The organism is Paenibacillus sp. HGH0039 (assembly GCF_000411255.1).
Taxonomy (GTDB): domain Bacteria; phylum Bacillota; class Bacilli; order Paenibacillales; family NBRC-103111; genus Paenibacillus_F.
On the sequence record NZ_KE150413.1, the window covers coordinates 1827799 to 1851324 of the forward strand.

Genomic DNA, 23526 nt, shown 5'->3' on the forward strand with positions numbered 1-23526 from the left:
AGCTCTCCGCAGAGAAGCTGGCTGCCGATGCTCGGAACAATTCCAATAGGGTGTTCCCGAAGCGGTTTAGTTCATCGGTTTATTGGACGGGTCCATGCTGTTCAGCATCTGGTCCGTACGCTCTTCTTTCATTTCTTTCACATTGTCGAGAGCGCGGTTCGTGGAATTCGCTGCGCTGCTGACCAGATCTTTCGAACGGTCAACCAGATTGCTGGTCTGTTCGTTCACGCGGCTGGCAACATCCGCAACTTTCGTTTTGGCGTCGGATGCAAGTTCTTGACCTTTCGCCATCCATTCGGAATATTTAACCGAGAGGTCTTCCCTCATTTCACGGCCTGTTTTAGGGGCAAGAAGAAGGGCGGTGATCGCGCCTACACCTGCACCTACCAGAGTACCAAGCAATACACCATTACCTTTGGATTCGTTAGACATATGATCCATCTCCTTTACCTGAAATCATTTTTTTAAAACACAAGATACATTTATAGAAATGTGAAGTGTTTCCGCGGGTTAAGCATTGGTGCGGTGAAAAGCGCGGCTGGCAAGACCGATCAGGAAAACGAATAACGCCGCTCCGATAATAGCCGGAATGACAGAGAAGCCGCCGATTTCGGGACCCCAACTGCCGAGAAGCAAAGAACCGAGCCACGCTCCGACAAAACCGGCCAGCATGGATCCGAGTATGCCTCCCGGCATATTGCTTCTGACGATCGCGTCGCCGATAATGCCGATGACTACGGCCATTATAATGGTAATAATGAAGCCTATCATAGTTCCACTCCCCTTTATCTTGTTGATTCTGCCGTACTTTTTTCTACCCGGCAGGGAACGAGATGAAACAAATGGAGCTTGAACAAATTCCGCTTGTCCGCTTATTCGAAGCTGCCTTGATCCTTCATGACCGCCTGAATCGTCTCGATAAAGGCGTCCGCCGCCTTCGACAGGTAACGCCCCCGCCTGTGGGCGATAACCAGCGTCCGGGAGGGATGATTCCGGAGCGGAAGGTGAACGGGAGACAGCTCGCTGCGGGTTCTTTTGGCGATCAGATAAGGTACGAAGGCGATGCCCATTCCGGCGGCGACAAGAGACTGGACCGTCTCCATATTGGAACTCTCGAAGACGATATTCGGGGTGAAGCCGGCTTCCTGACACAGGGCGACGTTGATTTTCCGGAACCCCTGGCCTTTCTTGAGCGAGATGAACGCTTCGTTTTCCAGCTCGGAGATCGTGACAGGTTCCCCGTTTTCCATGTGCCGCTTGGCAAGAGGATGGCTTGGGGGGAAGGCGATGACGATTTCTTCTTCAAGCAGGGGGGAGTAGACGAGCGAATCTTCCTGCAAGGGGAGAGAAAGAAGGGAAATGTCCGTCTGGCCGCTGGTCGTCAGTTTCTCCAGATTGGCGGAAGTCTCCTCGACGAGAACGACCTCGATATCCGGGTAGGCGGCCTGGAAGACGGGCAGCACATAGGGCATGATCGTAGAACCGGTGATCGGCATGCTTCCGACAACGAGCTTGCCCTTCTTCATCTGGGAGATATCTTCCATCTCCTGCTTCAACTGCTCGAGCGAATCGAGAATGGCCTGGGCTTTATCTACAAAAATAGAACCGGCGTGGGTCAGCTCTACCGAGTTGGTGCTGCGCTGGAAAAGCAGAACGCCGATTTCGCGTTCAAGCTTGGATAACTGCTGGCTGAGCGAAGGCTGGGCGATATGAAGCTTTTCGGCCGCCCGTGAGAAGTTGCGCTCCAGGGCGATTTGTACGGCATATTGCAGTTGGCGAAGTTCCATGTGAAGGCTCCTCTGATTATTGGTTTTACCTATGAAGGTTATAGTTATTATATCTTGGAACAATGAAGAAAGAAATGATAGCATAGGATTATCAAATTCATTAACGGAATCTTTATCTGGGGTGAGCGACATGAGCAAAAAAACATTATTCGAAAAAATTTGGAATAACCACGTGATTTACCAGGAAGAAGGAAAACCGAGCATTCTGTACATCGATCTTCATCTCGTACATGAGGTAACTTCTCCGCAGGCTTTCGAAGGACTCCGTCTCAGCGGGCGCCCGGTGCGCCGTCCGGAGCTGACTTTTGCCACGATGGACCACAACGTGCCTACAAAAGACCGTTTCAACATCAAGGACCCGATTTCCAAACAGCAGATCGACACGCTTTCGCAGAACTGCCGCGATTTCGGCGTTACCCTGTTTGACCTGAACCATGTGGATCAAGGCGTTGTCCACGTTATGGGTCCTGAACTCGGCTTGACTCATCCGGGCAAGACGATCGTTTGCGGCGACAGCCATACGTCCACGCACGGTGCTTTCGGCGCCCTGGCGTTCGGGATCGGCACAAGCGAAGTCGAGCACGTGCTTGCTACCCAGACGCTGCAGCAGGCGAAGCCGAAGACGCTGGAAGTCCGCGTGAACGGCGCCCTGCCCGTAGGCGTGACCGCAAAGGATCTTATTCTGGGCATCATTGCCCAGTACGGAACGGACTTTGCGACAGGATACGTCATCGAATACACGGGCGAGGCGATCCGCGGATTGTCCATGGAAGAGCGCATGACCGTCTGCAACATGTCGATTGAGGCCGGTGCGAGAGCGGGATTGATCGCTCCGGACGAGACGACGTTCGAATACCTGCGCGGCCGTCAGTATGTACCGCAGGATGCGGCATTCGACCAGGCGATCGAAGCCTGGAAGCTGCTGACCACGGACGAAGGCGCGACCTACGACCTCGTCGTTGATTTCGACGCCGCTTCTCTCGTGCCGCAGGTTACCTGGGGCACAAGCCCGGGCATGGGCACGGGCGTCACGAACAGCGTGCCTAACCCGCAGGAAATGGCGACGGAGAACGAGCGTAAAGCGGCCGAGAAGGCGCTTGAATATATGGGTCTTGAGCCCGGCACACCGATGACGGAGCTTACCGTCGACCGCGTATTCATCGGCTCCTGCACGAACGGCCGCATCGAGGATCTGCGTCGTGCAGCGGCCGTGGCCAGCGGCTACAAAGTCAATGCGAACGTCAACGCCATCGTCGTTCCCGGTTCGGGCCGCGTTAAGCTGCAGGCCGAGAAAGAAGGCCTCGATAAAATCTTTATCGATGCGGGTTTCGAATGGCGCGATGCGGGCTGCAGCATGTGCCTCGCCATGAATCCGGACGTTCTCAGCCCGGGAGAGCGCTGCGCATCCACATCGAACCGCAACTTCGAAGGCCGTCAGGGCCGCGGAGGCAGAACGCACCTTGTTTCTCCGGAGATGGCCGCCGCAGCGGCGATCGAAGGCCGCTTCACGGACGTGCGCGGCTGGACGTACAAAGTGCCGCAGGAAGCGTAACCAGAACGAGATAACAGGAAGCGAGGAATTCAATCATGGAAGCATTCAAACAACACACCGGACTCGTCGGACCGGTTGACCGTGTCAACGTAGATACAGACGCCATCATCCCTAAACAATTCTTGAAACGTATCGAGCGCACCGGCTTCGGACAATTTCTGTTCTTCGAGTGGAGATTCACCGAGGACGGCCAGGTGATCCCGACCTTTGATCTGAATAAGCCGCGTTACCAGGGAGCATCCGTGCTCATTTCGCGCGCTAACTTCGGCTGCGGATCTTCCCGTGAACATGCGCCATGGGCGATTCTCGATTACGGCTTCAAAGTCGTCATCGCGCCTTCTTACGCGGATATTTTCTACAACAACTGCTTCAAAAACGGCATTCTGCCGATTAAGCTGAGCGAAGAACAGGTGGAAGAATTGTTCCAGCGCACGGCGAAACACGAGGGTTACAAGCTCAATGTCGATTTGGAGAACAAGACGCTGACCGACGACCACGGTCTGAAAATTGATTTCGATCTTGACGAGCACCGCCGTCAATTCCTTCTTCAAGGGCTTGACGATATCGGGCTGACGCTGCAGCACGCGGATAAAATTTCCGCTTACGAAGCGCAGCATCAAGAACGCCTTGCACTGAATCTGTAAAAGGCGTGTCCGCCTCTTTTCCAATAGCCGTTCCCTTCCACAGGGAACGGTTTTTCGCCGTTTTTCCCTTTTCCAATATATCTCTTTAAATCTATCAAACTACCTCAAAAAAGCCGATATACAAGGTTATTAGGCGAAATAGTGCAACTTTTGGCATTAAACCTGCGTCTAACTCTATGTTCGGCGCCGTCGAATCTATGCTCTCGTTGTCCGACCGTAGCATAATTTGGTAGAATAGAGATGAGGCGGACAACTCGGCGAGAAGAGACGAACGCTGAAAAATAAGTGTAAGAGGTGTATGATGAAACTTTGGTCCACTGTCGCCACGCTGCTCATGATCGCTCTGCTCCTGCCCTCATTGGCTTTCGGTGCAACGTCCCCCCCAACCGCTAAAATCGTGCTGGACGGCAAGACGTTGACAACCGAAGTGGACCCGCTCAACGTGGATGGTAATGTGTTGGTTCCGATTCGGCAAATTTTCGAGAAACTCGGCGCCAAGGTGACCTGGGATCAGTCGAAGCAGACCGCGACTATTGTTCGTGACAGCATGAAGATCCAGCTTACAGTCGGTGACCGCATTCCGGTCGTCAACGGAAGCAGGGCTGAACAACTTGAGGTCGCCCCGATGAACGTGAAGGGCAATGTGCTCGTTCCCGTTAGGTTCGTCGGACAGAAAATCGGCTACGATTTCAAATGGGTTCAAGAAACCAGCACAGTACAAATTTTCCCGAAGAGCGGACAAGGCTCCGGTGCGGGAACACCGCCCACAACGCCGACTCCGACGCCGACGCCACCGCCGAATCCCGGCCAGGTATCGGATAAGGTGCTTGTGAAAACGATCCAACTGACCAAGGATCAGCTTTTGGTCGGAACGGACAAGAAATCTCCCCAGGCGAACGTATTCAAGCTTACCTCGCCGGACCGGATCGTCATCGATCTGCCGGGTACGGAGCTTGACGCTTCGCTCGCCGCCAAACTCGTCAGCAATGTCGGAGAAGTCCCTTCCCTGCATCCGATGGTGGAGAAGGTAAGATTTTCGAATTTCAACAACGATCCGGCTACCGTAAGAATTACGCTTGACATGAAAGCGAAAGCGGATCTTGCGATCAGTGCCGCAGCGGGACAGGCCAACCTGCTCGTTGGAGTTTTGAAAGCTCCGGAACCGGGTAAAACCAAATACAAAGTCGTTATCGACGCCGGTCACGGCGGAACCGATTCAGGCGCGGTTTCCCTGACCAATAAGAAAGAAAAGGATTTTGTACTGGCCGTAGCGAATAAAGTAGCGAAGCTGCTGGAGCAAGAACCGAACATCCAGACCTATATGACACGTTCCACGGACACTTTTGTCACACTGAAAGGCCGTTCCGAATTTGCCAATAACCTGGATGCCGACCTGTTCCTTTCGATCCACGCGAACAAGGCGACTCCGACAGCCGGCGGTACCGAAACCTTCTATTACGAGCGTGCGGACAGCAAAGCCTTCGCGAACGTCGTTCAGAAGCACTTGCTGGAAGCGACCGGGTTTAAGAACCGGGGAGTAAAAGAAGGCGATCTCCACGTCGTAAGAGAAACGAAGATGCCGGCAGCGCTTGCCGAAGTCGGATTTTTGTCCAACGCGCAGGAGGAAGCCCTTATGTACACGTCCGCTTTCCAGGACAAAGTCGCGGCCTCTTTCGTAGCTGCCATCAAAGAGTATTTGAAGATTTCGTAATAAGCAAGGAGTGGGTGTAGCATGAAGAAAAAACTATGGGTACAGGGAATCGTGGTAGGCTCTCTGGTGTTGGCGGTCGCTTCAGGCTGCGGCCAGAAGCAGCAGCCTCTGGCAAGCAATAACGGAGGTTCCACACCGGCGCCGGTGCAAACCGTCAGCCCTTCACCTGAGCCGACTACTTCCGTAAAGCCGTCACCATCTCCTTCACCGGAGGCTAAACAAACTGAGATTAAAGCTTATTACAGCGATCCCGATCTTACGAAGCTGGTAGAGAAGAACGTCAAAATTTCTTATAAAACCGAAGGGGACAAGTATAAATCGGCCCTGGAAGCTTTGAAGAAAAGCGACGATGCCCAAGCCGTACCGCTTTTTAAAGACGTGACGTTCCAGTCGGTTAAGTTCGAGAAGGACGAGCTCAAGCTCGACCTGAAATTGGGCGAAGGCGCACAGCTCGGCTCCGGCGGGGAACAGTTTTTCCTGGATGCCCTGAAGAAAACGGTGTTCCAGTTCCCGGAAGTGAAAGCCATCTACATTACGAAAGACGGCGGACAGGTGGAATCCCTGATGGGCCATATGGATCTGCCTTACCCGATTAAACGCAAATAAAGAGAGAACGTGCAATCGAGAGGAGAACACGGGCAAGTATGAAAACGAATAAAACCGCAATGTTGCTGGCAGGCGCTTTGATCGCCTCCAGCATTTCTTTAAGTCCGGCTTATGCGGACAACAAGACGACCGACACTTCGACATCGACACAAGCTACCCTTGCAGCGGAGCTTAAAAAGAATTTTCCGGACGTGGTGAACACTCACTGGGCTCTGAGACATATTACTAAACTCGCGCTTGAAGGCATTGTTGAGGGCGATGAGAAAGGCAATTACCGTCCGGAAGCTTCCGTCTCCCAGCAGGATGTCATTATTATGGCCGTCCGCACACTGGGACTTGAATCCAGCATCAGTGAGAATACGTCTTACAATCTCCCGCTGAAAGTGGACACTTACGCCCAGAAATATGTAGCGGCCGCGATTGAGAAGAAGCTGATTTCCGTGGATGAAGAAAAGGACGGCTCGAAAAACTGGGGCAGCAAGCCCGCTTCCCGCGAATGGGTGGCGAAGCTGACGATCCGGGCGATCGGACAGCAGGAAACGGCTAACGGTCTCACGGACGACACACCGGCGTTTACCGATCTGAAGAACATTTCCGGTTGGGCTAAGCCTTACATTAGCGCGGCAACCGTTCTGGGAATCGTAGACGGCTTCGAGGACGGAACCTTCCGTCCGAAAGGGGAAGTCACCCGCGCCCAGATGGCTACGTTCCTCAGCCGGGCCGAGCGTCACAGCAAGAACTTGTCGACCCACGTCGTTCGCGGTTACGTGAATCATGTCAGCGCGGATAAAATCAGCATCTTCGACGAGAAGGGGAAAACCACTTCTTACAAATTGACGCCGGAGTCCGTTTTCTACGGAAACAAGAACGACAATCCGATCAATTCTTCGGAGCTTAAGTACACGTACCAGGTTTCCCTCGTCCAACAGGGAGGAACGGCTTATTACGCCGAGGTCCTCAAAGACGAAGACCGCTCCGAGAAGATTACGGGTACGCTGCTTAACGTGAAGGACCGCAAACTTACGCTGGACAATTTCGAAGCGTACGAAATCGGCAGCGGAGCTTTGGTGCTTGATGCCAAAGGCCAGGAAATCAGCCTGTCTTCGCTCGTCGTGGGCAGCAAGCTGGAACTCCGCCGCAACTCCATCACGGGAAGCAAGGAATACGGCCAAGTCGTCGTCCGTGAAGTGCCCGTGAACAAAACGTCCGAAGGTACGGTTCAGAGCGTGAACGGGGACACCGTAGCGGTTGTGGACTTGACGAGCGGACAATCGGAGTCTTACACGCTGGCCAAAAATCCGACGATCGTAGATGCGGATAACCGCCTCGTGGACAAAACCGCGATCAAAGCGGGAGACGCCATCTCCTACACGATTGAGAACAGCCAAATCACGCAGGTCAAAATCAAAACAAGAACCGGCGTCAGCAAAACGGTTAAAGGTACCTTCTCCAGCCTGAGCGGGGATAAAACGGGTATCTTCTACAAGGAAACGGACGGCAGCTTCGGCGCCGGCAAACTATCCGCCAACGTACAAGTGGTGATCGACGGCGTAGGCTCGCCAAGCCTGTATGACCTGGATGAGAATGACGAGCTGTCGATGGACATCGCGAACGACCAGATCGTGAAAATCACCGTGACGAACCGCTCGATTTCCAATCTTTTGTTCGCTACGTTTATCCGTTTCGATTCGAAATACAATCAGTTGAACGTTCAGCATGCGGACGGGACGCCGGGTGCGTACACGATCTCGGATAATACGGTCGTTACGTACGGCGGAACGTCGATGTCGTTTAAGAACTATCCGGGTTTCGCTTCTCTCTTCACGGAGGGCAAGAAAGTCGACCTGAAAGTATCGAAGAACAAGGTGACCGCGATTCAGCTTTCCCTTGACGTCAGCGGCACGATCACGCAAATCAACACGGTAGCTAACGAAATGTCGATTCGTGCGAACAACGGACAGTCGTTTACATTCAAAATGTACTCGCCGGCCGTAGAAATTCCGAACAAAAGCGGCGCAACCCTCGCGGATCTTAAAATCGGGGATCTGGTAACGGCATCCCTCGATTATAATCAGGTTGGCGTAACGAAAGTAGTCGTCGACCGTTCCACGCTCGTGAAGGTTCAGTATGTAAACAGCTCCCAGCAGGTTACGGCCGTGGACGAGCTTAACAACGGAATAACGTTTACGCTGAAAGACACCAAGATTGTCAAAAGCGACGGTACGTCGGCGACAGCCACGGACATTTTGCCGGATGACTATCTGTACGTGACGTATAAAGGCGGAAGCGTTGTGAGAGCGGAGATTGTAGCCCCGTCCCGCGGAAAAGTGACGAATGTGGATTCCGTTAACGGCACGCTGACCATACAGGAGCCTACGGGCAAAATCCAGCTGTACACCATCGGCACGGATGCATTGATTAAGAACGGGACAACCCTGATCGGCCTGAATGCGATAAAAGCCGGAGATCGCGTCCAAGTGATTAAGCAGTCGAACGGAAAAATCAACGTACAGTTAGCCGCTGCGATGACCAAGACGTTCAACAGCTACGAGTACGCGGTGAACCAAATCCAGTTCGATGCGAACGGCTCTACCGAGCGCTACAATATCCACCGCAGCGCCTACTATCACAAAGGCTCCGAAACCCTCACCGCTTCCTCTTTCAACAAAGGGGAGACGGTAACGGTTTACATCGTAGATAACAAAATCATCGAAATGGAAAAGTAAGGATTGCCTGACCGTCCTCTCCGTGAGGGCGGTTTTTTCTTTGTCCAAAACTTTTTGAAAAATGTTCGCATTTGTTTGCATCCTTCCATTGCAACCTGACAAACATTCCGCTACACTTGTAAAAGGAAAACGGGGAATTGAAGAAGAGGTACTCATGAATCAGAAGGTAAGGCACATTTTGGACACGATTGGTGAAATGTTTCCAGACGCGCACTGCGAATTGAACCATTCGAATCCGTTCGAGTTAACCATTGCGGTGCTTCTTTCCGCCCAGTGTACAGATGAAACCGTGAATAAAGTCACCCAGACGCTGTTTCAAAAATATAAGACGCCGGAAGATTATTTAGCCGTCCCTCTGGAGGAGCTTGAGCAGGACATCCGACGCATCGGTTTGTACCGCAACAAGGCGAAGAACATTCAGAAGCTGTGTCAACTCGTTCTCGAACGCTACGACGGCCAGATTCCGACCACGCACGAACAACTGGTTGAACTGCCCGGTGTAGGCCGTAAAACGGCTAACGTAGTCGTCTCCAATGCTTTCGGGGTCCCCGCAATCGCCGTCGATACTCACGTGGAGCGGGTGTCGAAGCGGCTTGGGCTGGCGGGCAAAGACGACTCCGTACTCGAAGTCGAGAAGAAATTGATGCGAAAAGTGCCTCGCGAGGAATGGACCTTGACGCATCACCGGCTTATTTTTTTCGGAAGGTACCACTGCAAGGCGCAGTCGCCGAAATGCGATATTTGTCCGCTGCTTGATATCTGCCCGGAAGGAAAAAAACGTATGAAAATCAAGAAAGTAAGCAAAACTAGTTAAAAAGAATGTGTAGTGAGGGATGAGTAGAAATGAAATGCATAGCTGTTTACACGAAAGATTTTGAACTATTTTCCGATTTGTACGAGACAATCATGAACACACCGCTCTCCGAAAATGAAGAAAAAGAAATTCAAGGCGTTATCGTCAGCGAATCCGGCGAAGTGCCTGAGAACTATCTCGAAAAAATGAGAACGAAACCGGAAGTGGTTGTCATGAAAGTGAAAGAAGGCGACATTACCATCCTTCAACACGGCGACGTTTTTGAAATCTTCCTTCCGGAAGAAAAAGAGAGCGCAGTGGTTTCCTAAACCGCTCAGCTCCGCTCCAACCGGGCTTCCAAGCAGGTTACCCGTCTGTCCGCCAGGGACACGCCGATATTTAGGCGTTGTTTTCCGTGCGCGACGGACGGGTTTTTGCGTATAAACAGAAATTGACTTCCGGAACACCCGGGATTACACTTAAACCGATATCAATGGCATGGGAGATTAGAAGGAGATTAGAAACTCAATGAATGTACTTATGGAGCAAAGAAAGGACGAGGTTCTCCGCGCATTCGACCGCCTTCGGGAAGAAATGAAGGTGGCCGGCGACGGCGCGCGGGTACGCAAGCTGATTCAACTGGAAGACAAGCTCGGCGGCGAGAAAACCGTCCTCGCGTTCTGCGGACATTTCTCGGCGGGCAAATCCACATTGATCAATACGTTATGCGGGCACCGGCTTCTGCCTTCCAGCCCGATTCCGACGAGCGCGAATATCGTAAGCATCGAGAGCGGGGAAGAAGGGGCGGAAGTCGTTCAGAGGAGTGAAGGCGAGGAAGAGGCGAGAATACGTCGGATTCCGCTGAGCGAACTGGACGCTTACTGCGTTAACGGGACGGATATCGAGGAAGTTCGTATTTCGTATCCGCTGCCTTTTCTCGGGGAGCACGCCGTGCTTCTGGATACTCCCGGAATCGATTCCACGGACGGGGCTCACCACATGGCTACGGAGTCGGCGCTGCATCTGGCCGATGCGGTTTTCTATGTCATGGACTATAACCATGTTCAATCGGAAGTAAACCTGGCCTTCACGAAACAGATGAAAGAGCGGGGCAAGCCGCTTTATCTGATCGTGAACCAAATCGATAAACACCGGGAAGAGGAGCTTTCTTTCGACACGTACAAAGAAAGCGCACTGGAAGCATTCCGCAGCTGGGGCATTTACCCGGACGGAATGTTCTTCGTGACGATGAAGCAGCCGGACCATCCCCGCAACGAGTCCGGCAAGCTCAAATGGCTGCTGTCCCGATTGATCGGCATGCAGTTGGAGCTTCGCGAAGCGAGTGTGGACGCGGCGGCGGATCATCTGATCGGCGAGCATATCCAGTGGCTGAGGGAGCAAAGCGAGCCGCAGAAAGCGGTTCTGCGCGAGCGTGTGGACGAAGAGGAGTCGGCAGGAGTACTGGCCGAGTACGAGGAGCTGACACGCCGCCTGAACGAAGCGCAGTCGCTGCCCGGCCAGCTGACGGACTCGCTGAGGAAAGAGATTGCAGCGATCATCGACAATGCGAATGTAACACCCGCGCTAACCCGCGACAAAGCGCATGAATATTTGCTCAGCCGGAAGCCGGGCTTCAAGGTCGGCTTCTTCGGAGCGGCCGCAAAGACGGCCGCGGAGGTGGAGCGGCGTCTGGACGTATTCCGCGAGGATTACACCGAGCAGGTTCACGCCCAGATGGACTGGCATCTGAGGGATGCGCTTCGCAGAGCATACAGCGGCATTGGCATGACCGACGAGAAACTGCTGGCCGATATCGACGCGTTCAGCGTGGAAGTCACGTCTCCGTGGCTTGCTTCGCAGGTCAACACGGAAGCCGTGTTCGGAAACGAATACACGATGACGTATATGCGCCAGACGGCCGCGGAGCTGAAAACGGCCGCGCGCCGCTCAGCGCTCGCGATGATCGACCGGCTTGCCGGCCTTGCCGGCAGCTGCTCGGTCCGGCTCGATTCCGAGCTGGCGCCCGATCTGCGGCAGCTGGAAGAGCGGCTCGGCGCCCTGCGCGAGCTGAATCGCTTCGAGCGCGAGGAGGCGGCCCGCGAGGAGTCTCTGCGTGCGCTGGCCTCCTGGCCGCACGCGAAGGCGTACGAGCTGCCGGATCTTGCCGCTTACCGCGGTGAAGAGGCCGCGGTAAGCGGTGTACTGCACACGTCCGAGATGGAGACGATCCTGCGTGCGGCGCATACCGCGCCGGGGGATCGCGACAGCCTCGCGGACGGGGAAAGCGGTACGGCCTCTGCGCCGCATAACGCTCCGGCTGTCGGAGCGTCCGCAGCCCCGGCGGGCGCCTCCGACGCCTCCGGCGCCACGGAAGCGGCCGCGGGCGGGCTGCAGCTCGGCGCGAAGCGCGCGGAGCGCCGCGCGCAGGATCTCGCGGCAGCGGCGGATCTCCTCGGCGATATGCCGTCGATGAGATCGATTGTGCGCTCCCTGCGCGAGAAGGCCGAACGTCTGCGGCATAAGACGTTCACCGTCGCCTTGTTCGGCGCTTTCAGCGCCGGCAAGTCGTCCTTCACCAACGCGCTGATCGGCAAGCGCGTACTGCCCGTGTCGCCGAATCCGACGACGGCGGCGATTAACAAAATCGTGCCGCCTACGGCCGATTGGCCGCATGGAACGGCCAAGGTGCAGATGAAGTCGGCGGAAGTGATGCTCCAGGACGTTCTGTTCTCCCTGGATGTGCTGGGCGTCCGGGCATCCGCCATGGAAGAGGCGCTGGCCGCGATCCGGGGGCTTACCCCGGAAAGCGTGACGGCCAAGGGCAAGCCGCACTTTACGTTCCTCAAAGCGGTTGCCAAAGGCTGGCCCGATGCCGCCCCGCTTCTCGGAACGCAGCAGAGAGTCGGAGAGGATGCATTCGCCGGCTATGTGGCGGAAGAATCCAAGTCGTGCTTCGTCGAGTACATCGAGCTGCATTATTCCACGCCGCTCACGGAGCAGGGAATCGTGTTCGTGGACACGCCGGGAGCGGATTCGATCAATGCGCGCCACACGGGCGTCGCTTTCGACTATATCAAGAACGCGGACGCGATTTTGTTCGTGACCTACTATAACCATGCCTTTTCCCAGGCGGACCGTGAGTTTTTGCTGCAGCTCGGAAGGGTTAAAGACAGCTTTGAACTGGATAAAATGTTCTTTCTCGTCAATGCCGCGGATTTGGCCGCAAGCGAGGAAGAGCTGCAGGGCGTTGTCCGTCACATTGAAACGAACCTGCTCCAGCACGGAATCCGTCATCCGAGGATTTACCCGGTGTCGAGCCATCTGGCCGCCGAAGGGAAGCTGTCCGGGGACGGCAAAAAGCTGGAGGCTTCCGGCATTGTTCCGTTCGAACAGGACTTTATCCGCTTCACGCTGGAGGAGCTGACGGATATTTCGCTGCGCTCCGCCGACCAGGAGCTTGAACGGGCGCTGCATGTTCTCCAGGAGCGTATCGAAGGTGCGCAGCAGGGGGAAGAAGCTCGCAAAGCGCGTTTACAGGCGCTGGAGCGTGCAGAGGAAGCGGCCGTCCGTCTCCTGAAGGATACGGACCCTGCGCCTGTGCAGCGCGAACTGGCCAAGGAAATCCAGGAGCTGCTCTATTACGTGAAGCAGCGGACGATGTACCGGTTCGGCGAGCTGTATAACGCCTCCTTCAACCCGGCTTCCTTCCGGGAAGGGGGCGGGGACCCCAAAGCCGCCCTGCGCGAAAGCTGGCGCGACCTCCTTCGGATGATCGAATTCGATCTTCAGCAGGAAGTGCTGGCGACCAGTCTGCGGATCGAGCAGTTTCTGAACAGGCTTGCGAAAGGGACTTACGAATCGTGGGGAACCGGACTCCGCAAACTGCTGGAAAGCTACGAATTCGAAGCGTACGAATCCGTTTCTTTCGACACGCCGGATAACAAGCTGCCTCTGGAAGCTCCCGATGTAACGGACAAAGTGCTTGCCGCTCATTTCAAGAACGCCAAGTATTTCTTCGAGGGCGAAGGAAAAAGCAAGCTGAGGGCGGAGCTTGAAGGCAGACTGAACGATCCGGTCGCTCGGTTCGTAGAAAGCGCCGTAGCTATGCTGAAGGAATTGTATGCGGGACATCTGTCGGATACGTTCGCGGTGCTGGAAGAAAGACATCTTGAGAGCTACCGCGAGCATCTGGAAGGCATGAGAGACGCGCTCCAAATGCGGACGGACGTCGGCGTGCTGGCTTCGAAGCGCGACGAACTCGCCAAATGGATTCCGACGCGGAGCGGAGAAGCTTCAGCCGGGCATTAACAGGAAACGGGATCGCCCGGCGTCTTTGGCTGCTATCGATTGAAGCAGGCAACTGTTTAATGGAGCCCTGCCTCAGCGCGGCTCTGCTCTTTCAGGGAACGGAGGAGGCCGGTTTGTCCGGATACGCCGGGCCGGGCGTTACGGGGTGTACGACTGCGACGGCCGTCCTTTCCTTCTCTAGGCAGGGTTTTTCCGGCCGTGCTGTATCGCAAGCAGGCAAACCGGCCTTGAGGGAGGCGCATTGGGCGGTCAGAGAGCTTCTGCCCCGTCTTCGGTCCGCCTCGGCCATGTCGTAAGAGAAAAAGACCTTCACCGAATTTCGGGTGAAGGTCTTTCTTTTTTTACAGCAAAAAGGAGAAGGAACGGCACGCATTTAAAGACGAATTAGAGAAAAATCCGGGTTTAGTTAGGTTTGTTATGATACCGCTTTCATTGATGGGAAATTTGATGATTTACAAGGATAGCAACTCTCAGGTGTCTAAATCGTGAACAAATGAAGGGTTAAGGGGAATTCAGCCTCTTTCCACTCGTTGCCGCCCTACGGGGATGGTGTTAAGATTCATTAAGGTTTGCTAGGTAAAGCCTTGCTCAAAATTCGGTGAACTTGGCCCATGTCCAGGAGGATGCTATGGAAGTCTTTAAGGGGCTCAAACGGTTTTATTGGCCCGAACGGAAGCTGCTTTTCGCTTCTATTTTTTGCTTGATCTGCACGACGGCCTTAGGCCTTGTGTACCCGAACCTGCTGCGTTATCTCATTGATGACGTTATCGCGGTGAAGCGCTACGATCAGGTCCCTGCACTCGCTCTATTCGTAGTAGGGGTGATTGCGGTGAAAGCGCTGTTCCAGTTTCTGCACGGGTTCAGCGGGGGGCGGCTCGGCAACCGGGTCGCGTATAACATGCGGGAAGCGATGTACGAGAAGCTCCAGTACTTGTCTTTCCAGTACTACGACAAAGCCCGAACCGGGGATCTGATGTCTCGTCTTACGGCCGATCTTGAAGCGATCCGGAATTTCATCGGCTTCGGTTTCGCGCAAATTCTGAACGTGTTTTTGATGGTCCTTTTCGGAATGGTCATGATGTTCTCGATCAGCTGGAAACTGACGCTTCTGACGATGCTGACGATGCCTTTTCTGGCTTTTGCGGCCATTCGTTTTGAAGGAAAAATCCATCCGGCCTTTCGTTCGCTCCGGGCTTCCATGAGCAATATGACGACGGCTGTGCAGGAAAATATCACAGGGGTGCGGACGGTAAAATCTTTTGCCCGCGAACCTTACGAAGTCGAGAAATTTACGCTCCGCAACGAGGAATACCGGGCGAACAACGTCATTACCTCGGAGATCTGGTCCAAGTATTTCCCGGTGATGGAGCTGATCGCGAACCTGAGTGCCGTTATTCTGCTCGGTGTGGGCGGTTACATGGTGATCCTCGGATCGCTGTCCGTGGGAGAACTCGTCGCTTTTTTCAGCCTCGTCTGGTATATCATCGGGCCGATGTGGGGAATCGGATTTCACATTAATAACTATACGCAATCCAAAGCGTCGGGTGAGAAAATTCTCGAAATTCTCCATCAGTACGTTCATGTGAAGGACGGGGAGCATGCAGTCGAACTGAACCCCGATACCGTAAAAGGGCATGTTTCCTTCGACCGGGTGACTTTCGCTTATCCGGATGCGGAGGCCGCTATCCATGATCTCAGTCTGAACGCGCCTCCCGGAACCGTCATCGGTTTTCTGGGCGGAACGGGGTCCGGGAAATCGACGATTATTTCCCTGCTCATGCGGGCATACAACGTGAAAACCGGACAAATCACACTGGACGGAATGGATATTAAAGACATCCGGCTGGAAAGTCTCCGAGGCCAGATCGCGACGGTTTTCCAGGAAACGTTCTTGTTCTCCTCGACGATCAAGGGCAACATCGCGTACGGGCGCAAAGACGTTACGATGGACGAGATTATCCGCGCCGCCAAGCTTGTGAAAGCGCATGATTTTATTATGGAGATGCCCCTTGGCTACGACACGGTCGTGGGTGAGCGGGGAATGGGCCTCTCGGGCGGACAAAAACAGAGAATCGCCATCGCTCGCGCTCTGATTAAAGATCCTAAAATTCTTATTCTGGACGATGCGACCAGCGCGGTCGATATGGAGACGGAACAGGAAATCCAGGCGGGATTCAAGGAAGTGATGCGGGGCAGGACAACGTTTATTATCGCCCATCGTATTTCTTCACTCAAACACGCCGACGAAATTATCGTGCTGGATAAAGGGCGCGTCGTACAAAGAGGGACTCACTCGGAGCTGATCCGCCAAGAAGGCCCTTATCTGGAAACGTACCGCATCCAATATTCGGATCATCCCGATGTCGCGGGAGCAGCGGATGCGCAGCAAAGGAGGGCGGCAGTCCATGAGTAACCGGCAGCGGCAGTCCGAAGAGAAAGTGAACGGCCAAGGAGCCGGGAGCGGCGAACGATTCGTCTACCAAGACGACGAGATGTTAGAGAAATCGTTTGACTGGGGGCAGTTTAAACGACTTGCCGTTTACATGAAACCTTACAGCAAGCAGATTATTCCGATCGTAATCGTCATGATGATCGTCGGAGCGGTAACGAAGCTGTCGATCCCGCTTATCATCAGTACGACGATCGATTCGTCGCTTCATGTCGGCGGGGACGCTAAATTTTTATTCGGCATGGTCGCTTTAATGCTCGGGGTGTACATCGTCCAGTGGCTGGCGAATAAATACCGCATCAAGTATACGAGTGTAATCGGCCAACGCGTGATTTACGACCTCAGGCACGACCTGTTCCGGCACATTCAGCGGCTGTCCTTCGAATTTTTCGATAAGCGGCCGGCGGGCTCGGTGCTCGTGCGTGTAACGAACTACGTGAACTCTCTTCAGGATTTGTTCACGAACGGTGTCGTCAACATGATGATCGACTGTGTCCAGCTTGTCGGGATCGTGATTATTCTGCTGACGATCAACTTCAAACTGGGAGCCGCGATTATTATTACGGTTCCGCTCATGTTTATCGTTTCGTCCCAGCTTCGCAAACGGGTCAGACGCTCGTGGCAGACGGTTAATATCAAGCAGTCCCGTCTGAACGCCCATCTCAACGAGTGTATTCAGGGAATCCGGGTCACGCAGGCATATACGCAGGAGAAGGAAAATATCCGCTTCTTCGAACAGATGAACGAGGACAACAAACAGGCGTGGAACCGTGCTTCCAAGCTGAACCAGAGCTTCGGGCCGATCATTGAGATTACGGGCGCGATCGGGTATTTTATCCTGTTCTGGTACGGAGCGAGCCTGATTCAGTCCGGGGAAATTACGGTCGGTCTCCTGGTTGCTTTCGCAAGCTACATCGGGAACTTCTGGGAGCCGATCAACCGGATGGTCCAAATGTATTCGCAGCTTCTCGTGGCCATGGCTTCGGCCGAGCGCATCTTTGAATTTATGGATGAGCAGCCGACCGTCGGCGAGAAAGAAAACGCTGCCGAACTTCCGCCGATCCGGGGGCAGGTCAGCTTCGAGAATATCGTATTCGAATATGAGAAAGGCCGGACCGCCCTGAACCATATCAATGTGGACGTTCAGCCGGGGCAGAGCATTGCTCTTGTCGGTCATACGGGTTCGGGCAAGAGCACCATCATTAACCTGCTCTGCCGCTTCTATGATCCGACGGAAGGCTGCGTACGTATTGACGGGAAGGATATACGCGATGTTAAGCTGCAAAGTCTGCGGTCCCAGATTGGGATCGTCCTGCAGGATACGTTCATTTTCTCGGGAACGATCCGCGACAATATCCGTTTCGGGCGGCTCGACGCGACGGATGAAGAGGTCGAAGCGGCCGCCAAAGCGGTTCATGCGCATGATTTCATCCTGAAGCTGCCCTTCGGCTACGATACGGAGGTTCAGGAACGGGGGAACGCGCTCTCGATGGGGCAGCGGCAGCTGATCTCGTTTGCCCGGGCGCTGCTCGCGGACCCTGCTATCCTCATTCTGGACGAAGCAACCGCAAGCATCGACACCGAGACGGAGCTGCGTATCCAGGAAGCGTTAAAAACGCTCTTAAAAGGCCGAACTTCCTTCATGGTGGCCCACCGGTTGTCCACGATCCGCGGTGCGGATAAGATTATCGTTCTCGATCACGGGACAATTATGGAAACCGGCGATCACGATGAGCTGATGAGGCATCAGGGCATTTATTACGGGCTGATTCAGGCTCAATATAAATTTTTGCAGGATGCGATTTAACGGGCCTGCATGCATGAAGATGAATCAAGGGAACTCCTCCGGGAGTTCTTTTTGTTTGAGGGTAAGAATGGATGAGCCATACCGGCGAAAGCTGCTGGAGGGAAAGAATGTTAACCGTTCTCTCTCGACAGAAAGGGGCAAATCATGATAGGGTAATTAATTGGATGGAACACGAGTGAAGGAGGATTTGTTTGAACCGCCAGATAACTACAAAAACGAGTAAACTGAAAATTTTTGAAATGGACATCGTGCGTGCTGCAGCCATTATGGCCGTCGTACTCATCCACTCGACAACCGAAGCGGCCGTGTATCCGTGGGAAGGGCAGGTCGTTCCGGACGAGGGAAGTTTGTCCCAGATCATTTTGTTCACCCTTAATCGCGCCTGCCAATTTGCGGTACCTGTCTTCATTCTGATCAGCGGACTTGTCCTGTTCTACCGGTATTCGGGAAGCTGGAACGTGAAGACGGCCGTCCAATTTTACAAACGCCGGTTATGGAGCGTTGTCGTCCCTTATCTGATCTGGTCTCTTTTTTATTATATATACAACCCCTGGATTTCCGGACAGCCCGTAGAGCTGGATGCGAGGGAGTTTCTGGGGGACATCCAGTGGGCGGATACGGGGTATCATCTTTATTTTATGATCATTATCCTGCAGTTTTATGTGATTTTTCCGGTGCTGATGTTCCTCGCCAAGTATAAATGGTTCCGTCTTTCGATGGTTCCGCTCGGTATTTTGATCCAGTTGGGCTTCTATTCCTATAACCATTTGGTAGCGGTTATCGATCATTTCCCTTCGCTGGCGCCGACCTATTTCAGTTTCTTCCTGACGGGCGGGTTTATAGGACTGTATTACGATTTCTTCCGTCAAAAAATGAAAAGCGTCGTATCGTGGGCCCTGCTCGTTATGCTGGTGTCCGGCGGAACGTACGTGGAGATGTTCCTGCTTAACCGGTACGATAACCGGATGTTCGAGAATACCTGGTATGTGATCGCCATGCTGTTCTACGCGACTTCTATCTCGGTGGTCCTGCTCGGAGCCGGCAAATGGCTGCTGGACAAACTGCCGGCCGCCGCGAAATGGCTGCTGCCGCTCGGCTCCTACTCGTTCGGCATTTATTTGATGCATCCGCTGATTCTAACGGCGTTTAAGCTGAAAATTTCCGCGCCGGGCGGTATGGCGGCTTACAATCTATATGTGCTGCTCAGCTTCCTGAGCGCTTTGCTAGGCTCGCTGCTGGCCGCCGTTCTGTACCGCAAAGCGGCACGCGCATTAAAGCCTGGCAAAAGCAAACCAGCCTCGCCCGGCAGCGTTCCGATGAACGGCTAGGGTCTGGTCAAGAAAATCACGTCCAAACGGGCGTGATTTTCTTTTTCCGGCGTGAGCGTGACGCGCTTATTCCAGGGTAAGGTACATCACAAAAGCGTAGGGCGCTTTTGAGGCTTCCTCCTCCGGCGATTTTCCGGAAGTAAACGTGACGGCATCGGCGTTCGAAGCCGCAAATCCCCAGACGGCAGTCGGGGTGGAGTCGGGAATCGCAATTTTCTCATAGAGCTTTAACAGATGGGACTGGGTAAAGTGCTTGCGGTTCACGGGTACGTTAAAGCTTGAAGTCGAAGAGCCTCCCGAGTCTTTAAGGCTGGCCGTGACGGTATAGGATTGAAGGACGTCCGCATCTTTATTGTCTGTAACCTCATGAACCGAAACGATGAACTCTCCGTTGTAGTCCTTTTGCGTATCTCCATTACTGCCTCCCATAGGCAGCGAAATTTGAGAGACCAGAGTCTCGGATGTCTTCCCGTTTTCCCATACCTTGTAGGAAATACTCAACTGCTTTTTGACGCCTTTGTAGCGCACAATTACACTGCCCGCATAGCTGCCGAGGAAAGGGCTGAATTTGGCGGCGTCTCCCGCGAAAAGATCGGTCGGCTCCACAATCAATTGTTCCGGGCCTGCTGCATAAGGGGACGGGGAAGGGCTTTCGGACGGAGGCGAAACAGTTGGAGCGGAGCAGCCGCTTGCCAACAAAGCAAGCATCAACAAGCCCGTCAATCGGTTCCGTACTTTTACGAGACGCATAAATGGGTTCTTCCTTTACTATCAGACATAAAAAACGAAATAAACCTTTATCAAATTACCATATATTTCAAAACATTGCCAGGGATAGTTCATGAAGGATTGAAATATCCTTTGAAATCAGGGAACGTGTGTTCTATAATAGAGAAATCACGTCAGTTCGCAGCTTGATCCTGTCCGCTCCCCCATTTGCAAATAGACGAACGAACGGATACTCTTTTAAGTAGGAACAAACGGACAAGACGAGGAGGCCTCTTTACCTATGAAATCGCGAACGTTATGGTTTGTTGTCGGCACGACCGGCCTGATTTCCACGCTTCTGTTTGCCGGAGGCTTCGGATATGCGGTCAAGGATGTCCTGTCTCCGGGTTCCGGCGGGGGGCAGTTGACAGCGGCTCCGAAAGAAACGCCGGCCGTGAACGAACTGGACCGGAAAAATAAAATTCAGCTCGTATCCCTGGGCGATTCGCTTACGGCGGGAACCGGAGACGGTACGGGCAAAGGATATGTGGGACGATTCCGGGAAAAGCTGGAGGAACAGACAGGCAAACCCGTTTACGTGCTGAATAATCTGGCTATTCCCGGCGCCACCACCGATGCGCTGCTTAAGGAATGGGACGGCAAGAAGACGACAGATGCGCTGAAGCAGGCGGATCTTATTTTGCTTACGATAGGCGGCAACGATATCTTCCAGAGCGGCAGCGACATTTTCACGAACAATGACCAGGGTTTCAATCCGGAAGCGGCTGCCAAACGCGTTGAGCCTACTCTTGCGAATCTCGACAAGATTCTGACGAATATCAACAAGGCGAATCCGGATGCAAAGGTGATGTACGTGGGGCTGTATCATCCTTTTTTGGATCTCGATCCGAAGAAAGCCGGTTCCCTGATCGTGCAGAAGTTTAACGACGGGGCTTTCGCGCTGACGAACAAGTTTCCGAATGCCGTTTTCGTGCCCACTTACGATTTGTTCGAACAGAATTTGAACAAATATTTGTTTACGGATCATTTTCATCCGAATCAGGACGGGTACGAGCGGATCGCAAGCCGGATGGCGCAAATTTTGAAATGACAGGGGGAGTAACTGTGGCTGGTGACCGGGAACTGGTGCTGTCTGTGAGGGATGTCCGAAAAAGCATCCGCGGCAAGGAAATTATCAAGGGCATTTCATTCGATGTGTACGGCGGCGAAATTTTCGGATTTCTGGGGCCCAACGGCTCCGGCAAAACGACGACGATCCGGATGCTCGTGGATCTCATTAAGCCGTCTTCGGGAGTAGTGACGATCTGCGGCTTCGATGTCCAGAAGCAGCACAACGAAGCGATGCGGTACGTAGGCTGTATCGTGGAGAATCCTGAACTTTACGGCTATTTGACGGGCTGGGAGAACCTGGAGCACTTCGCGCGGATGCTCCCCGATACCGGCGAGGAGAGGATCAAGGAAGTCGTCGAGCTGGTAGGAATGGATGCGCGCATCCACGATAAGGTGAAAACCTACTCGCTCGGCATGCGCCAGCGTCTCGGGATCGCCCAGGCTCTTCTGGCAAGGCCCAAGCTGCTCATTCTGGACGAGCCGACCAACGGCTTGGACCCGCAAGGAATCAAGGAGATGCGGATTTTTATCCGCAAACTTGCCAAAGGCGGGCTGAGCCTGTTCGTATCCAGCCACCTGCTCAGCGAAATTCAGCAGCTCTGCGACCGCGTCGCCATTATCAGCAAAGGACAGGTGATTGCGGTCGGGGAAGTGGACGAGCTGATCGTGCAGTCCGGCAGTACGGTTCTCTGGTCCGTTGATCCGGTTGACGAAGCGGAAGCATGGCTGGGCAGGCAGCAGGGAGTCACGGTGCTCGGCCGCCGAGAAGAGCTGTTAGCTGAGGAAGACGAGCCTGCCGTATTATCTTCGCTTCATGCAGGGGAAAGGGCGGGAACGATTGTGACGCAGTTGAGCGAAGAGCGGATTCCGGAAATAAATCGCGGTCTGGTGGATGCAGGAATCCGGATCTACGCTATCGAAATGAAACATCCGACACTGGAGGATCTGTTCCTGAGTCTGACGGAGGGTGAGAAAATTGGGTAACTTGGCGGCGCTAGTCCAGAACGAAAGCATCAAAATGGTTAAAAAACGGCGTTTTCTCGTGGTCATCCTGATCCTGCTCGCTCTCATTCCCATGTTTACTTATGCACAGATGCGTGTCTCCCAGAATACAATCAAGCAATTCGGTACGACGGATTGGAGAGCTTCGGAACGTCAGAAAATCGTGGATTACCAGCGGAGTCTCAGCTCCGCCCGCGTTCCGGAGGAATGGAAAGAGTTCAGGCGGGCACAAATAAAAATATCCCAGTATTATCTGGATCATGATATTAATCCGCAATCGCCCAACGGTGTCACTTTCACCAGAGAATTTCTGAATAACTCCATCTCGCTGTTCATTCCGCTCATCATTATGGTCATCGCGGCGGATATCATTTCATCCGAGCATTCGGGCGGCACCATCAAATTGTTGTTGACAAGACCCGTAAAGCGATGGAAAATCCTAATGAGCAAGTTGATCACGCTGATCCTGTTCGTTTCGCTCGTTGTTTTGTCAACCGCTGCGCTCAGTTATCTCATATCCGGGCTCGTTTTCGGGTACGGGGGATGGAACATGCCGGTGTTTGTCGGCTTCAAGACGAGCGGAGGAGATGTGGATCTTAGCGGGGTCCATGCCATCGACCAGTGGAAATACCTGCTGATGGAAACCGGACTTGTCTGGTTTGTCGGCATAGTGGTCGCCATTCTTTCCCTGATGTTATCCGTGCTCATCCGTTCGACGGCGGCCGGAATGGGAATTATGCTGGCCGTGCTTATTTCCGGCACGATTCTGACTAATATGGTATCCTCTTGGGAAGCGGCCAAGTATTTGTTTATGGTGAATCTGAAGCTGACCGATTACATGACGGGCGCGCTGCCTCCGATTAAAGGCATGAGCCTCGGGTTTTCGCTGGCCGTTCTGTCGGTCTGGGCTGTGATCTCACTTTTTGTTTCGTTTGGGGTATTTACCCGTAAAGATATTTTAAATTAACGTATGA

18 protein-coding genes are annotated in these 23526 nt (G+C 53.7%); 14 read left to right on the top strand and 4 right to left on the bottom strand.

Annotated elements, in window-relative coordinates:
• Nucleotides 1-66: 66 nt before the first annotated feature.
• From HMPREF1207_RS22810 to HMPREF1207_RS22820, 3 genes are all read right to left on the bottom strand, one after another.
• A complete protein-coding gene (locus tag HMPREF1207_RS22810; RefSeq protein ID WP_009675571.1) occupies nucleotides 67-432 on the bottom strand; it encodes a YtxH domain-containing protein in 366 nt (121 codons plus the stop codon).
• 78 nt (nucleotides 433-510) lie between these two features.
• Entirely contained in the window at nucleotides 511-771 is a 261-nt protein-coding gene (locus HMPREF1207_RS22815) for a GlsB/YeaQ/YmgE family stress response membrane protein (RefSeq protein ID WP_009675502.1), read from the bottom strand.
• Nucleotides 772-872: 101 nt separating this feature from the next.
• The gene (locus HMPREF1207_RS22820; protein WP_009675550.1) at nucleotides 873-1787 is read right to left on the bottom strand and encodes a LysR family transcriptional regulator; all 915 of its coding nucleotides are present in this window, start codon (nucleotides 1785-1787) and stop codon (nucleotides 873-875) included.
• Nucleotides 1788-1917: 130 nt separating this feature from the next.
• On the opposite strand from HMPREF1207_RS22820, the gene leuC reads away from it, so the two are divergent.
• The 11 genes from leuC (at nucleotide 1918) to HMPREF1207_RS22880 (ending at nucleotide 19711) form a co-directional block, all read left to right on the top strand.
• Nucleotides 1918-3339 carry a 3-isopropylmalate dehydratase large subunit gene (gene leuC / locus HMPREF1207_RS22825; RefSeq protein ID WP_009675600.1) on the top strand — a complete coding sequence of 474 codons (1422 nt, stop codon included), beginning with the start codon at nucleotides 1918-1920 and terminating at the stop codon, nucleotides 3337-3339.
• Nucleotides 3340-3374: 35 nt separating this feature from the next.
• Nucleotides 3375-3983 carry a 3-isopropylmalate dehydratase small subunit gene (gene leuD / locus HMPREF1207_RS22830; RefSeq protein WP_009675598.1) on the top strand — a complete coding sequence of 203 codons (609 nt, stop codon included), beginning with the start codon at nucleotides 3375-3377 and terminating at the stop codon, nucleotides 3981-3983.
• A 298-nt stretch (nucleotides 3984-4281) separates the two neighbouring features.
• Nucleotides 4282-5694, top strand: a complete 1413-nt coding sequence (locus HMPREF1207_RS22835) for an N-acetylmuramoyl-L-alanine amidase family protein (RefSeq protein WP_231392127.1) — start codon at nucleotides 4282-4284, stop codon at nucleotides 5692-5694.
• 21 nt (nucleotides 5695-5715) lie between these two features.
• On the top strand, nucleotides 5716-6300 hold the full coding sequence (locus tag HMPREF1207_RS22840) for a GerMN domain-containing protein (RefSeq protein ID WP_009675537.1): 585 nt from the start codon (nucleotides 5716-5718) through the stop codon (nucleotides 6298-6300).
• A 38-nt stretch (nucleotides 6301-6338) separates the two neighbouring features.
• On the top strand, nucleotides 6339-9026 hold the full coding sequence (locus HMPREF1207_RS22845; RefSeq protein WP_009675475.1) for an S-layer homology domain-containing protein: 2688 nt from the start codon (nucleotides 6339-6341) through the stop codon (nucleotides 9024-9026).
• A 154-nt stretch (nucleotides 9027-9180) separates the two neighbouring features.
• The gene (nth, locus tag HMPREF1207_RS22850) at nucleotides 9181-9840 is read left to right on the top strand and encodes an endonuclease III (protein ID WP_016424000.1); all 660 of its coding nucleotides are present in this window, start codon (nucleotides 9181-9183) and stop codon (nucleotides 9838-9840) included.
• A gap of 29 nt (nucleotides 9841-9869) precedes the next feature.
• Nucleotides 9870-10148, top strand: a complete 279-nt coding sequence (locus HMPREF1207_RS22855) for a hypothetical protein (protein ID WP_009675599.1) — start codon at nucleotides 9870-9872, stop codon at nucleotides 10146-10148.
• A 199-nt stretch (nucleotides 10149-10347) separates the two neighbouring features.
• Nucleotides 10348-14127, top strand: a complete 3780-nt coding sequence (locus HMPREF1207_RS22860) for a dynamin family protein (RefSeq protein WP_009675637.1) — start codon at nucleotides 10348-10350, stop codon at nucleotides 14125-14127.
• A gap of 628 nt (nucleotides 14128-14755) precedes the next feature.
• The gene (locus HMPREF1207_RS22870) at nucleotides 14756-16540 is read left to right on the top strand and encodes an ABC transporter ATP-binding protein (protein WP_009675616.1); all 1785 of its coding nucleotides are present in this window, start codon (nucleotides 14756-14758) and stop codon (nucleotides 16538-16540) included.
• Nucleotides 16533-18383, top strand: a complete 1851-nt coding sequence (locus HMPREF1207_RS22875) for an ABC transporter ATP-binding protein (protein WP_009675551.1) — start codon at nucleotides 16533-16535, stop codon at nucleotides 18381-18383. Before HMPREF1207_RS22870 ends, HMPREF1207_RS22875 begins: the two co-directional genes overlap by 8 nt.
• Before the next feature lie 191 nt (nucleotides 18384-18574).
• Nucleotides 18575-19711 (top strand): acyltransferase, encoded by a 1137-nt coding sequence (locus HMPREF1207_RS22880; RefSeq protein WP_009675569.1) that lies wholly within the window; start codon nucleotides 18575-18577, stop codon nucleotides 19709-19711.
• A gap of 66 nt (nucleotides 19712-19777) precedes the next feature.
• Here HMPREF1207_RS22880 and HMPREF1207_RS22885 read toward each other — a convergent pair whose 3' ends face one another.
• On the bottom strand, nucleotides 19778-20461 hold the full coding sequence (locus tag HMPREF1207_RS22885) for a hypothetical protein (RefSeq protein ID WP_009675639.1): 684 nt from the start codon (nucleotides 20459-20461) through the stop codon (nucleotides 19778-19780).
• A 259-nt stretch (nucleotides 20462-20720) separates the two neighbouring features.
• Here HMPREF1207_RS22885 and HMPREF1207_RS22890 point away from each other — a divergent pair, with 259 nt between their 5' ends.
• Genes HMPREF1207_RS22890 through HMPREF1207_RS22900 form a run of 3 tightly spaced genes read left to right on the top strand, consistent with a single transcriptional unit; the run spans nucleotide 20721 to nucleotide 23519 of the window.
• The gene (locus HMPREF1207_RS22890) at nucleotides 20721-21530 is read left to right on the top strand and encodes a GDSL-type esterase/lipase family protein (protein ID WP_009675526.1); all 810 of its coding nucleotides are present in this window, start codon (nucleotides 20721-20723) and stop codon (nucleotides 21528-21530) included.
• Nucleotides 21527-22534, top strand: coding sequence for an ABC transporter ATP-binding protein (locus tag HMPREF1207_RS22895; RefSeq protein ID WP_170318698.1), 1008 nt, complete (start codon nucleotides 21527-21529; stop codon nucleotides 22532-22534). Before HMPREF1207_RS22890 ends, HMPREF1207_RS22895 begins: the two co-directional genes overlap by 4 nt.
• Nucleotides 22527-23519, top strand: a complete 993-nt coding sequence (locus HMPREF1207_RS22900; RefSeq protein ID WP_009675515.1) for an ABC transporter permease — start codon at nucleotides 22527-22529, stop codon at nucleotides 23517-23519. The genes HMPREF1207_RS22895 and HMPREF1207_RS22900 overlap by 8 nt, the downstream gene beginning before the upstream one ends.
• Nucleotides 23520-23526: the final 7 nt, after the last annotated feature.

Coding starts and splice junctions, on each gene's coding strand:
- HMPREF1207_RS22810 (WP_009675571.1), bottom strand. CDS start 432: ATGTCTAACGAATCCAAAGGTAATGGTGTATTGCTTGGTACTCTGGTA.
- HMPREF1207_RS22815 (WP_009675502.1), bottom strand. CDS start 771: ATGATAGGCTTCATTATTACCATTATAATGGCCGTAGTCATCGGCATT.
- HMPREF1207_RS22820 (WP_009675550.1), bottom strand. CDS start 1,787: ATGGAACTTCGCCAACTGCAATATGCCGTACAAATCGCCCTGGAGCGC.
- leuC (WP_009675600.1), top strand. CDS start 1,918: ATGAGCAAAAAAACATTATTCGAAAAAATTTGGAATAACCACGTGATT.
- leuD (WP_009675598.1), top strand. CDS start 3,375: ATGGAAGCATTCAAACAACACACCGGACTCGTCGGACCGGTTGACCGT.
- HMPREF1207_RS22835 (WP_231392127.1), top strand. CDS start 4,282: ATGATGAAACTTTGGTCCACTGTCGCCACGCTGCTCATGATCGCTCTG.
- HMPREF1207_RS22840 (WP_009675537.1), top strand. CDS start 5,716: ATGAAGAAAAAACTATGGGTACAGGGAATCGTGGTAGGCTCTCTGGTG.
- HMPREF1207_RS22845 (WP_009675475.1), top strand. CDS start 6,339: ATGAAAACGAATAAAACCGCAATGTTGCTGGCAGGCGCTTTGATCGCC.
- nth (WP_016424000.1), top strand. CDS start 9,181: ATGAATCAGAAGGTAAGGCACATTTTGGACACGATTGGTGAAATGTTT.
- HMPREF1207_RS22855 (WP_009675599.1), top strand. CDS start 9,870: ATGAAATGCATAGCTGTTTACACGAAAGATTTTGAACTATTTTCCGAT.
- HMPREF1207_RS22860 (WP_009675637.1), top strand. CDS start 10,348: ATGAATGTACTTATGGAGCAAAGAAAGGACGAGGTTCTCCGCGCATTC.
- HMPREF1207_RS22870 (WP_009675616.1), top strand. CDS start 14,756: ATGGAAGTCTTTAAGGGGCTCAAACGGTTTTATTGGCCCGAACGGAAG.
- HMPREF1207_RS22875 (WP_009675551.1), top strand. CDS start 16,533: ATGAGTAACCGGCAGCGGCAGTCCGAAGAGAAAGTGAACGGCCAAGGA.
- HMPREF1207_RS22885 (WP_009675639.1), bottom strand. CDS start 20,461: ATGCGTCTCGTAAAAGTACGGAACCGATTGACGGGCTTGTTGATGCTT.
- HMPREF1207_RS22890 (WP_009675526.1), top strand. CDS start 20,721: ATGAAATCGCGAACGTTATGGTTTGTTGTCGGCACGACCGGCCTGATT.
- HMPREF1207_RS22895 (WP_170318698.1), top strand. CDS start 21,527: ATGACAGGGGGAGTAACTGTGGCTGGTGACCGGGAACTGGTGCTGTCT.